A 12,489-nucleotide genomic window follows, 5' to 3' on the forward strand; every position below is an offset into this window, starting at 1 on the left:
CGAATGTGAAAAGGAGCAAAAATATGAAGAGATTAACGAGTGACGACTTTATCTCTACGGAACCAATGCACGATGTCGTCTCATTTTATGCGAAATTTTATGAGCAGCAGGAACCGCTGTACCGCCTTGATAATTTTTTTGGCATGGGGGAAGCATGGCTCGCATTTCGCCACGATGATGTTGTTGCAATATTGAAAGACCCGCGCTTCATCAAAGACATCCGCAAGCTGACACCAAGGGAACAACCCATAGAGGAGAACGTATCCGTGAATGCCTTGATGGAATGGGTGATCAACATGCCGAATATGCTCACTGTTGATCCGCCTGATCACACCAGGCTGCGCAGGCTGGTATCCAGAGCCTTCACCCCCAACTTAATTGAGGAGCTACATCCCCGTATTCAGCAGATTGCCGATGAATTGCTAGATGCTGTGCAGGAGCAGGGAAAGATGGATCTTGTATCGGATTTTGCCTATCCGCTTCCTATCACCGTCATTTCGGAAATGCTTGGCATTCCCGTCGCTGAGCGAAGCCAATTTCGAGAATGGACACGTACACTTGGGCAAGCCTCACTGGATCCGAAGGAAAGTGAGGCGGTTGTTGCCACACTGAATGAATTTATTCAATATATTCAATTACTTCTAGTCGAGAAACGCAAAAATCCTGGGAACGATGTAATCAGCAGTCTCGTTCAGACCTATGACGAAGGCGACCAATTAAGCGAGAATGAGCTCCTATCGACCATATGGCTGCTTATCTCCGCCGGACATGAAACGACATTCAATCTGATTGCGAATGGCACGCTGGCTCTGCTTCAGCACCCTGATCAGATGCGTCTGCTCCAGAACGATTCCTCTTTGGTGCCTTCTGCAGTGGAGGAATTATTGCGTTATGCCGGTCCTGTCTTGCTTGGCAACCGCATTGCGGGCGAAGATATAGTGCTTCACGGCCAGACGATCCGCAAAGGCGAAATGATAGTGATAACGTTGAACGGAGCCAATTTCGATCCGCATAAGTTTGCGAATCCCGGTACTCTGAACATTACGCGCGAAGAGAATGAGCACTTAACCTTTGGCAAGGGAATTCATCACTGCTTAGGCGCTCCATTGGCCCGATTGGAAGGTCAGGTTGCTTTCCGCACACTGCTGCGACGACTGCCTAATCTGCGCCTGGCCGTTGCTCCCGAGGAACTGACCTATAACAAGGACTCAATGCGTTCACTTGCGAGCTTGCCTGTATTGTTTTAGGTTCTTCATCACGGTTCGCTTGACTGTAATTCGACGTTCACATGTCTTCAGGTTTTGTCGTATCAATGATACGCAAGCTTGAGGACATTTCTTTTTTTTGCAAACTTATAAGCCTTTAGCAAGATTGGAACAGCAACTATCCCACAGAACAGATACAATAATGGTAACAACGAACGACTGCAAGAAGAAAGGACAGATCTCGCATTGAATTACAATGACGATATTCAGCGCAGTATCGAGTATATCGAAACAAATCTAACCAGAGAGCTTACCGCCATTGAGATCGCAGAGCATATCGGATACTCGGTATTTCATTTTTGTAGAGTGTTTAGTGTTCACCAAGGCATGCCTCTGATGGATTTTGTACGCAAGAAAAGACTGATTCAGGCAAGGAGAGCACTGCTCACGAACCGTAAAATTATCGATATTGCCCTAGATTACGGGTTCGAAACAGCAAGCGGTTTTTCCAAAGCCTTCCGCAAAGAATTTGGCTACAGTCCGACCGTCTATCTTACTAAGTTCAAAGCATGGCATTCAAGCAATCTATACATTCATTTGGAGGGAGACAGAATGCACCCTATTTTTGTAACGAAATCCGAATTCAAAGTAGCTGGCTATGGCATTCACACGAATCTGGCGAACGGGTATACGAAAGACATCGCAGCCTATTGGGATACGTATATCGGAGGCAATTTGGAAAGTAAGATGTATGAGCAATTAACTCCGCCGGAGCACGGCGAGGTAGGAATCTGTATCCCCGCATCAGATGAAGGGAATATTGTCTATTTATTTGGCGTTATCGTTAAAGATTATAGCAAGGTTACTCCCGACATGATAACTGTCGAAGTTCCTGAGGCACATTATGCCGTCTTCACAACACCGCCAGTCGATTATTTCGAAAGCGATGCAGCTTATGATGCAGATCCGCTAGCTGCGGCCGTTCAAGCAACCTGGACCTACATTTTCGAGGAATGGTTCCCGAACAATGAGTATGTATACGATGAATCCAAGCTCGATTTTGAATTTTATGATGAACGCTGCCACGGACAGCGCAATGTCGTCATGGATATTTATGTCCCAGTCCAAAAATCAACTGCTCAGGGGGAATAGAGTATGGAGAAGCAATATTATGGAGAGTTATGCTCCTTATTTTACGATTTGGATAAGCCAGAGGCACCGAAGGAACAAATGGACTTCTGGATGTCTTATGCCGATAAGACTATGAGAATATTAGAGCCTATGTGCGGGTCAGGCCGGTTTCTAGTCCCATTTCTTGAACAAGGCTATCAGATCGATGGATTCGATGTGTCTGCGGATATGATACATAGATGTATAGAGAAGCTCACATCATTAGGCTTCAGTACACGTATTGATATATGTGATTTCAACAACTTTGATACGTCAATTGCGAAGTATGATTTAATCTTTATTGCAGCCGGATCATTTTCCTTATTAACGGATCGGGACGAGGTAATCAAGGCTCTCCAAGTTATGAAGAATTGTCTAACTCCGACAGGTCGCATCGTGTTAAGTGTTGAATCCGACCTTCCTTATCGTGGAATTGGACAAACTAGCATGAATCAACAGCAATTCGAATTGGCAGCGTTCGAGGAAGGCAGGAGGGTAGGGAAGGACTCCGTAGAAGTAGCCCTGCGAAGCAAGCATGCTTACGATACGGACCAACAAATTTTGTACTCGATGATTTCCTATGAGTTGTATATCGATAATAGATCTGTACGTACCGAATACGAGGACTTTCATTTGAGACTGTATCAACCCAATGAATTCGACCGCATCGTTGAGCAATGTGGGTTCGTGATCGCTCATAAATATGCCAATTTAGATAAAAATAATGTTGATTTCCAGCAGGCAGAAGATATCTATTACGAGCTTCATACATAAAACGTCAAGGGTGGCTTAATCCTGCAGCAGGAAGGCCGCCCTCATCGGTTCATGCAACAATGTATGGATTGCTCGTATCATTATTGTTCACAATGACATCTGCGCACAGTTGTGGAGCGTGTTCCTCAATATACAGCTGGGATGCTGCATGATATCGATTCACAAACACAGCTTCCGCCTTCTCATAACTTCCGAAAGCAAGTGCCTCCCGCAGTGCCCCTCTATTTCTAGCAATTGCATAATCCGTATCTACAAACACCTTGAAATCGAAGAGCGTCCGCAGCTCCTTTTTCAGTAAGAAGGTTCCATCGATGATTACAATCAAATCCTTGGCTGCTAATTGCAATTCTGGATTCACATATACATCCTGAGCTAGATCCAATGAGATTGTCTGGTAATACAGGCTACCATTGGGGCCGAGGGGAACGAGAAGCTTTTGTTTGAATGACTCATAATCATGAGCATCCTCGTAATATCCGGTTGCAGAATCCTTGCCTTGTCTGTAGCGAATTTGCCTTGGATGATGAAAGTGATCAATACTAGCTCTAATCACGCGACTTTGCCTACAATGAAGTTCCTCAGCTAGCTCATTTGCAAGTGTTGTCTTCCCAGATGCAGTGATTCCACTAATCCCCACACGAATCGGATGGTCTAATCTCAAATCTACGATTCGATCCGCGATTTCAGCGATTAACTTTCTTCGCAACATATTGCTCCTCCTTATGTGATTGAGCAGCATCCATTCTTTTATTTGCAGGTCGAAAACGTGTGGGAATGGGATGGTGATATCAGATTGATTTATGAATGAGCGGACACTGGAATATGCGTAAAGCTAGCAAAATCGAACAAGCCCATATCAGTCAACTTCAGTTCCGGAATAACCGGCAAGCAGAGGAATGACAAGGTGACAAAAGGATTGAACTCCTTAGAAGCGCCAATGTGTGCCAATGCATCATTGAGACGCTCCATCCGATCAAGTACCTCCGTGTATTCGCCCTTCGCCATCAATCCTGCCAATGGAAGCTCGATCGAAGCGAGGACTTCGCCCTGGCTTACCACAACCAAGCCGCCCTCTAAGTCACGCAGCGCCTGAACGGCTGTCAGCATATCCTTATCGTTACTGCCGGCTACAACCAAGTTGTGCGAATCATGTGCTACGGTAGAGGCAATCGCTCCGGATTGTATGCCAAATCCCTTCACAATGCCTAGTCCAACACAGCCAGTATGGTGATGTCGCTCGAACACGGCGATCTTTAATTGATCCTTCTTGGTAGAAGGGCAGAAGTACCCATTCGCTACGTCTACTTCCTCGATAAGATGTGTCGTGATTAGACTATTCGGATTAATGCCGATAATGTGGCAGTGTCGTTCTGATTCACCCAGTTCAATTTGCAGATCATGCTCCGTAATTTCAGACAGATGTACGGTCTTCAATAAAGGGGCAGGGATATCAGCTGCTTGGATCTTCGGCCCTGTATACTGGCCATTCTCGCCGACTAAGCTTCCGCCTTTGTACACCTGAGCAATCGTCAGTTCCTGCAAGTCATCCAACAATAACAGATCTGCCTCGTACCCTGGGGCAATCGCACCCTTCGCATGCAAGCCGAAGCATTCAGCTGCATTCAGAGAAGCCATCTGAATCGCTTGCAGCGGGTCAAGACCGTATCGAATAGCAAGGCGTGCATTATGATCAACGCTGCCCTCATGGAGCAGCTCATCCAAGTGCTTATCGTCGGTACAGAACACACAACGGCGGGCATTGCTCGCTGTAACAGCCGGGATGAGCGCCTCAACATCCTTCGCAACCGATCCCTCGCGCAGCATGACATACATACCTCTGCGCAGTCTTGCCTTTGCTTCCTCAGCTGTCACACATTCATGGTCATTGCGAATGCCTACAGCTCGGTACACATTGATAGCTTCTTCATCTAATCCAGCACCATGGCCGTCAATCAGCTTGCCGTGCCGATGCGATGATAACAACTTGTCCACCATATCCGCATCACCACGGCGTACAGAAGGGTAATCCATCACTTCCGCTAATCCTAGGACGCGTGGGTGAGTGTAGAAGGGTTCCAGACTGGCAGCATCCAGCTTCGCTCCGGCATGCTCGAATGGCGTACAAGGGACACACGATGGGAGCATGACAAAGACGTCCAGCGGCAGATTTTCAGAGGCATCGAGCATATATTGAATGCCATCCGCTCCCGCAACATTTGCAATCTCGTGGGGATCTGTAATGACCGTCGTAACTCCATGCGGAAGTACAACACGAGCGAATTCGGATGGCGTAACCATAGCAGATTCAATGTGAACGTGCGTATCGATGAAAGAGGGTGCAATATAGCGGCCTCTCGCATCGATGACGCGATCTCCTTCATAGCTGCCGCCAATTCCTACGATAATGCCATCTACAATCGCGACATCACCTTCCATAATTTCTAGATTGAAGACGTCAACGATCTTTCCGTTCGTGATGACAAGATCAGCAGACTTCATTCTGCCCGCTGCGGCAATTCGATTGTTCCAATGCTGCTTGCTCCAATTCATTCGAAATCACATTCCTTTTCTCGTTGTATGAATAGTGTGGGGATAAAGCACCCATATAAATACAAAAAAACTTTAGTTCTGATAACTAAAGTTTGACGGTAAGGAGCAAGAACAGCCTGTCCATGATAGATAGAAGAGTTAGCGCTCAATCCGATCCCACATAGCAAGCATTCTTTTCCTCGTAGTCAAACTGTTTACGGCAGCTCGGTAGAGACGATTGGACCATATTTCCAAAGTTATACGAAGAAGTATACGGTTGTAATTCTCTACATTGTATAGGGCGCCATTATTCCCGTCAACCCGGGAGCTTGTTCCTAGCAGATCAATTGTTTGTAATAAGAGGAAGAGAAAACAACAGGAATGAAGAGCAATATAGGTTAAAGAGGAAATGAGTGATGAAACCATAATTGTAAGGCCATATGGCAAATGGGGAAGTAGAAGAACAGAGGTAGTGAGAATCCCTCTGTTCGTTAGTTGTGAAATCATACATTACCATCGTGATATTACAATTCTAATCCTTCAAAGCATATAGCTGCTGTTGATTCACTGGTGACGTAATTACTGCTCCCGCATAGAAATTCAATAATGCCATCATATCTTGCGTACTTTGACTGGAATTGCTGGATAGATTGTTAACCGGCTGTTGAGCTACAGACGACTCAGCATTGCTAATGAATTCACCAAAAGTCTGTTTTGTTTCGCCTAACAATACTTTGCTGCCGTCTGGTCTGACGAGATATTGCCGAATATAGCCGTCTTCACGGGCCGTTACGAGTTTGCCCTTTTTATTCTCTTTTTCATCGGATTCCTGCTTTTGAATTTCCTTCATTGTGTCCGCAAATAACGGCTCAGATTGTGGCTTGGATCGCTTCGCGGCAGGCGGGATTCGATAATAAGATTCAATACGCATCTATGTAACCCTCCATTTTGTATGTTATTAGTAATTTGCTTTCATGTTATCTATCGGAAAATAACAGCTTATTGCTTAATAATTTTGAAAAAAGAATAATGAAGTTATGTCTTGAACCTGGGCAGCACATACAAAACAGGCGTATTTCACCTCTATTTCTAGCTGCTTGACCGCGTCATCTTTCATTATCATTTCATATAATTGTAATGATAGGGGGGGTAATTTTGTGTAATCATGGGTTTGAAGATGACCACTGCAACAGCTCGATGGAAATATTGCAAAGTACTGCTGATATGGCATTCCGTGTTCCTGTATTTTTAAGCCATCCTAGTACACTAAATAATACACAGTTGAGATTTTTAAGTCGCTTAATTACAGAGATTCAGAACGCGCTTCTCTATCCTCGTACGCTGCCCGATACAGAACAGTACCCGGAGAAAACCTTAACGAGTGTACGCCGTATGATCCTATCCAGCTACGGTTTAATTTGCAGCAGGTGTTCGCAATGTATACGCAGACCAATACTGGCTCACAACCACCAGCGCCGTCTTGGGAGGGAGCACCGTTCTTGCAAATTGAACCTTCTATGGCGTATCTATACGGATTGCCTATGCTGTTGATTAAGGAAAAGGGAGTAAACAGTATCGGAATCTGGAATCCCTTAGTTCAACCTTATTTTATTATCGAATGGGATTCGACGAAGCCGCTCAATGATTTCTTCGGAACTGTAGAATGGAAAGAGTTGTTCCAGAACTGGGTCGCTAGGGTTAGAAATGGTTATTTCATACAGACTGAGCCTTCATTCCAATATGAATGTCGGGAAAATCTGTAGAGAATTAAGGAAAATCTATCATTTGAATATAAATAGGATACGCCACAAAAAGTACCTCTATCCCATTTCGAAAGAGGTACCTTTGTGTAGCGTATATAATTTCAAGTCATGCAGGGCATAAGAATCTGATTCGAAATGAATTAAGAATTGATAACCTGAATCCCTTTGATAATATTCCATACAAAGTAGTACACGCTTATCGCTCCGCATACACAAAATGCGATAATTGCACCGATTCCCCATGCGACGCCAATGTCGCGTACACTAACCCCAATTAAGCCAAACAACATTACCGCAATAATGACCGCGATACTTGGAATAAGGTGAGTCCATAGCGCACGTTTGGCATGGCTTCTTGTTACCGAATCTCCAACAATCCAGGCTAATACAGGGAATAAGATAGGCGCAAAGAGAACGCTCCAGTACGAAAATGCCGATATTACTTTATTTTCTTTCATTTATGTTCACCTCTAGTAGTTATTGTTCTTGTCTTGTTCTGATACATAAATCATACAATAAGAACTTGGCTCTACCTATCGATCAAGCTTTCAATATCATTACGAATTTGTAAGCCTGGGGCAAGTTTCATCATTCGATTCGCCTCGTAGTCCATCCGTTGACTGCTTACATGCATGATTCCTATAATAAGTTCAAGAGAATTCATTTCCAACGAAACTTGTCCATCGCGCTTATGAGACGCATCGCCATGCGATAAAAGGTGGGGAAGAGCTTCATCTGAGAAGCATCGAGGTTGACATGTGGCCTGCCCGGGGATGGGTATCCGATTGTCGGGTATCACGATTCTATGAAGGGGCTGTATCTTGCCGTCATGCATTCCGCCATCATATTAGCTTCGCTTATCAGCTGACTCGCTGCTAAGGAAATTATTGATAAAGTGCAATTGCAGGAATTACAAGCATGTCGATTGGCTAGATTTAATAAAGAAAGCAGATCATAAGCGATCAAGCTGACTAATGCACTTGGATAGCAGCTTGATCGCTCATGTCACGTACTACTTGAGTATCTTGTCAATAATCCCATATTCAAGCGCTTCTTCTGCAGTCATAAAGTAGTCGCGATCCATGTCTTTCTCAATTCGTTCGGCGGGCTGACAAGTATGGCCAGCCATTAATTGCACAAGTCTCTCGCGCATCTTGAGAATGCGTTTGGCGCTGATGGCAATGTCGCTTGCCTGTCCTTGAGCGCCTCCATGGGGTTGGTGAATCATGATTTCGCTATTGGGTAGTGCAAAGCGCTTGCCCTTGGCTCCTGCTAACAGCAGAATCGAGCCATAGGAGGCGGCTAATCCTGTACAGATGGTATGAACCTGCGGCTTAATGTATTGCATTGTGTCATAGATGCCAAATCCTGCAGTGACCGAGCCTCCTGGACTATTGATGTACATATAAATGTCTTTGTCTGAATCCTCCGCTGCAAGAAGAAGGAGCTGCGCAACAACACTATTGGCCAGACTATCATTAATTTCAGAACCGACAAAAACAATTCGATCCTTCAGCAATCGGGAATAGATGTCGTAGGAGCGTTCGCCTCGACTCGTTTGCTCAACAACATATGGGATATAGTTGGACATGGTAATACCTCCTCTGTTTTTCCACTGTGGAATATCCAGAAAACGAATGGATCGCAGCAGAAGATACGGTTCAGAGGACAAAAGTTTTTTTCACAAGGTTGCGTAACGCAATGCATGCTTCATTCGTTTACTGATAAGAAGATAAACCATAATTGCCGCCATGAATGATTCATGTTAGGCATGAAGAAGGCTGATGAAGTGAAAGCGAGAACGAGCGAATGAAGGAGTTGACTGTGAAGGATGACCAATCTAGATCAAGTGCAGAGCGTCGAACAACCTAATCTGAAGCAGTTGAACGACGTACTGAACAGATATTGCCTCTCTCTTACACATTCCAAATGGGATTCTGAGGATCTCGTACAGGATACGTGGGTCAAGATTCTAGCCCGTGACAAGGAGATAGAACACAACAACCCTGAAGCGCTGCTGCTGCGTACGGCTAAGAACGCTTGGATTGACCAAGTGCGCCGAAGACATCGATTGGATCAAATTCTGGTAAAGCAGCAGCTTCAATCTCAAGAACACAATAATCCTATACAGGAGAATAGTACAATTGACATCGAAGCCGCCTTCCAATATATGATGACACACTTGTCTCCTCTGCAAAGAACCGTCCTCCTTATGCGCAGCGTACTCGGGTATTCTGTTGCTGACACTGCAAATAAGCTGAAGACAACGGAAGGGGCGGTGAAGGCTGCATATCATCGAGCACGGAAGGTGCTGCTTGATGTGAAGGAAGATGAATACATGGAAGAAGCGGCCCTGCCAGACAATGTGGAAGCTCAAAGCCACATACGGGCACTCGCTATTGCATTTGTCAATGGAGAAGTCAATGAGGTATTGAGACTTGTGCAGGGAGAACAGGATCTCGTTCCTGTATTAAATATGTACTCTAGGTCGAATCAGATGCGTTATAAACAGAAGCAGCGGGATTATAAGCAGATGTTCCACCATTTCGAAGCCTTACTAGCTGCATAAAGTATGCTCGTATGGAGCAATGCAGCATGCTGTTTCTGGATAATCTGTGAATCGCTTAGCCCGCCTCATGCATACACGTCGATATGGGCAAACGTCTTCAGCATGTGACACGTAACATGGAGCTGAGGGCGCTTGCCCGATTCTCCTTTATGAAAAGGTGAGAAGGGGAGCAATTTAGCTAGTTTAAGCGAGCAATAATAATGATAACCGTGCTATAAACATCTTTGGATTTTCATAGTGTTGTAGACAATCCCAACATTAGGAAGTAGACTGCTTATATAGTATTTTGGACATGTCTACTTATTCATCGATGAGAGGAAATTGAAGATGACAGATGAACAATTACATCACATTCTACACTGTTTTCGCTTCCATAAGCCTGAAATCACTTTCCTGAGGCATAATGAGAATCGGACATATAAAGTGAGCGACGCTGACGGCAGCACTTATGTCCTGCGTGTTCATCAGCCGTTTAAAGAAAGTATGACAGGCTTGCAACATACTTATGAAGGCTTGCTGGGTGAACTGCTCATGCTGGAAGCCTTGGCGAAGGAGAGCAGCCTGCTGGTACAGTCGCCGCTGCGCAATCGAGATGGGGAATTGATTACTGTCATCGAACATGAAGGGCAGCGTTTGAACTGTTCGGTACTAACGTGGCTGGACGGTAGGGATCTTCAGAAGGAGGACGTTCAGAAGCCAGAATTGGTCAGGCTGCTCGGATCTCAAGTTGTTGAACTCCATGAATTTTACCGTCAGTATCCGCGCGATCGGGTAAAGAATCGACCAGAGCAAGGGATTGCATATAATGTTGGCTTGATTTCAACAATACATAAAGGGTTGGAACTCGGTTTATTTGTGCCTTCAGATGTCGCGATCATCGAGAAATGCATTCATCTTATCAACGATAAACTTGAGCAATTCGGAACCGAGGATAGATGGGGACTTATTCACGGTGATTTAGGTTTTGGTAATATGATTATCTCTCCTGAAGGACAATTAAGCTTCATTGACTTCGGATTCTTTGGCCCGGGATACGATTGGACAGACATCGCCATGGGGGCGATGATGGCTCCCGCAGCACACAGAGACATATTCCTAGAGGGATATTACGGAACTGCGAACATAGATGCGGACGAGCTTGTTCTCATCGAAGGCATGATGCTGATTTCGATTATCGGATATTATGCGTTTCAAATGGGGAATGAGTCTGTACATAATTGGATGCGGGAGAAAATGCCTAAACTTTGTGTAGATCATTTTGTGCCATTCCTAGCAGGAGAGCGAATATTTTATCAGGTATAGGAGTAGGTAAGAAAGGCGTAAAACAACTAAATCTTGAAGCAATGACAATAGCTAGATACGATAGCTAAAAGCACCTCCATCCTAAGATAAATACGTGAAGATGGAGGTGCTTTTGTGTTTTGTTGCATATCTACAACTAATTAGTCAGCCGGCACAAGAATAGCATCAGGCGTCAACATAATGTTGCTCTTTGGCTCTTCCATTTTGCCGATCGCAATTAAATATTCTTCGACCAGCTTTTCCGATTCAACCGAATGGATCATTAACCAATCGGCATATAAGTCACCGAACTTCGAATACAGCCAGTTCGACGTATATTGATTACTGAATTCCGAGAAGATGGTGTAAATTTCCTTGACTGTGTTCGTTCTTTTTCGTCCTTTATCATCAACCCATTGTACTTTCTTTTTCAAATCAATCTTGCGAATATCTACTGTATGTGCCGATAGGATTTTACCGTCATACGTATAGTAAATCTCGAAAGACCCTTCATATGGATGACCTTTCAGCTTGCGCCAGCCTTTGAACTCTCCATTGCCCGCGACATCGTACATTTTCGTCTTCTTGGTCTTTGCTTTTTTAGGAGGGTTTTTCACGGAATCAGGTATGGAGCCAATATAAGCCGTTACCGTATTAGCATCATACTTGTACTCCAACTTCAGCAATTGAGCGACACTGCGGAAGGGGATATAGGTTCTTCCGTTATAGGTCATGCGTGTCCCATTAATTTGAGTACCTTGAACGTAAACCTGTACTGCGTTCAATTCTGCTTCTATAGAGCGTTGACCCTTTTTCTCTGTCGCCTCCACTTTCTTTTCGCTTGCCGTTTGGTCTTGACGCCATTCTTCAATTTCTCGATCCGATTCAATATCTCGTGGAAGTTCGCCTAGATAGAAGATATTCATTTTGGAGTGATAATTTAATGGAATCTTAAAGACGTCACTCATTGTCCGAAGGGAAGCATAGGGGGCTCCCTCAATCTGTATAATATTCTGAGTTACTAAGTAGCCATTTACCTTCACCCGTGTTTGATTCATATCGACTTTCACTTTAGCCGTGTCGGCTGCGTATACAGATAGAGGCATAAGCAGAAGCACTACTGCAATCAGCGCAGCTATCGGCTTTTTCATCCTTACCATAGATCATCAACCTTCCAAGTTTAAGAAATATATTACAA

12 protein-coding genes and 1 riboswitch are annotated in these 12,489 nt (G+C 44.6%); of the genes, 6 read left to right on the forward strand and 6 right to left on the reverse strand.

The window, feature by feature from the left end; all coding sequences use genetic code 11:
- Positions 1-23 precede the first annotated feature (23 nt).
- The 3 genes from RQP50_RS15615 (at position 24) to RQP50_RS15625 (ending at position 3,149) form a co-directional block, all read left to right on the forward strand.
- On the forward strand, positions 24-1,247 hold the full coding sequence (locus RQP50_RS15615; RefSeq protein ID WP_315745966.1) for a cytochrome P450 family protein: 1,224 nt from the start codon (positions 24-26) through the stop codon (positions 1,245-1,247).
- Between the two features lie 204 nt (positions 1,248-1,451).
- Positions 1,452-2,357: an AraC family transcriptional regulator gene (locus RQP50_RS15620; protein ID WP_315745967.1), complete on the forward strand. Its 906-nt coding sequence runs from the start codon at positions 1,452-1,454 to the stop codon at positions 2,355-2,357.
- A gap of 3 nt (positions 2,358-2,360) precedes the next feature.
- Positions 2,361-3,149 (forward strand): class I SAM-dependent methyltransferase, encoded by a 789-nt coding sequence (locus tag RQP50_RS15625; protein ID WP_315745968.1) that lies wholly within the window; start codon positions 2,361-2,363, stop codon positions 3,147-3,149.
- 49 nt (positions 3,150-3,198) lie between these two features.
- Here RQP50_RS15625 and RQP50_RS15630 read toward each other — a convergent pair whose 3' ends face one another.
- The 3 genes from RQP50_RS15630 to RQP50_RS15640 form a co-directional block, all read right to left on the reverse strand.
- Positions 3,199-3,858, reverse strand: a complete 660-nt coding sequence (locus RQP50_RS15630) for a nucleoside/nucleotide kinase family protein (RefSeq protein WP_315745969.1) — start codon at positions 3,856-3,858, stop codon at positions 3,199-3,201.
- A gap of 89 nt (positions 3,859-3,947) precedes the next feature.
- On the reverse strand, positions 3,948-5,699 hold the full coding sequence (gene ade, locus RQP50_RS15635) for an adenine deaminase (RefSeq protein WP_072729523.1): 1,752 nt from the start codon (positions 5,697-5,699) through the stop codon (positions 3,948-3,950).
- Between the two features lie 162 nt (positions 5,700-5,861).
- Positions 5,862-5,963: riboswitch (purine riboswitch) on the reverse strand.
- A gap of 247 nt (positions 5,964-6,210) precedes the next feature.
- Positions 6,211-6,609: a hypothetical protein gene (locus RQP50_RS15640; protein WP_072729522.1), complete on the reverse strand. Its 399-nt coding sequence runs from the start codon at positions 6,607-6,609 to the stop codon at positions 6,211-6,213.
- A gap of 505 nt (positions 6,610-7,114) precedes the next feature.
- Here RQP50_RS15640 and RQP50_RS15645 point away from each other — a divergent pair.
- Entirely contained in the window at positions 7,115-7,441 is a 327-nt protein-coding gene (locus tag RQP50_RS15645) for a hypothetical protein (RefSeq protein WP_315745970.1), read from the forward strand.
- A 140-nt stretch (positions 7,442-7,581) separates the two neighbouring features.
- Here the strand turns inward: RQP50_RS15645 and RQP50_RS15650 are convergent, their stop codons facing one another.
- Together RQP50_RS15650 and clpP are read right to left on the reverse strand one after the other, a co-directional pair.
- The gene (locus RQP50_RS15650; RefSeq protein ID WP_072729521.1) at positions 7,582-7,899 is read right to left on the reverse strand and encodes a DUF4870 domain-containing protein; all 318 of its coding nucleotides are present in this window, start codon (positions 7,897-7,899) and stop codon (positions 7,582-7,584) included.
- A 554-nt stretch (positions 7,900-8,453) separates the two neighbouring features.
- Entirely contained in the window at positions 8,454-9,032 is a 579-nt protein-coding gene (gene clpP / locus RQP50_RS15655; protein ID WP_315745971.1) for an ATP-dependent Clp endopeptidase proteolytic subunit ClpP, read from the reverse strand.
- Positions 9,033-9,272: 240 nt separating this feature from the next.
- Here clpP and RQP50_RS15660 point away from each other — a divergent pair, with 240 nt between their 5' ends.
- A complete protein-coding gene (locus RQP50_RS15660; RefSeq protein ID WP_072729518.1) occupies positions 9,273-10,010 on the forward strand; it encodes an RNA polymerase sigma factor in 738 nt (245 codons plus the stop codon).
- Between the two features lie 327 nt (positions 10,011-10,337).
- Positions 10,338-11,312, forward strand: coding sequence for a phosphotransferase enzyme family protein (locus tag RQP50_RS15665; RefSeq protein ID WP_315745972.1), 975 nt, complete (start codon positions 10,338-10,340; stop codon positions 11,310-11,312).
- Between the two features lie 140 nt (positions 11,313-11,452).
- Here RQP50_RS15665 and RQP50_RS15670 read toward each other — a convergent pair whose 3' ends face one another.
- Entirely contained in the window at positions 11,453-12,451 is a 999-nt protein-coding gene (locus RQP50_RS15670) for a stalk domain-containing protein (protein WP_315745973.1), read from the reverse strand.
- Positions 12,452-12,489: the final 38 nt, after the last annotated feature.

It is taken from the genome of Paenibacillus suaedae (assembly GCF_032337355.1).
Lineage (GTDB): Bacteria > Bacillota > Bacilli > Paenibacillales > Paenibacillaceae > Paenibacillus_B > Paenibacillus_B suaedae.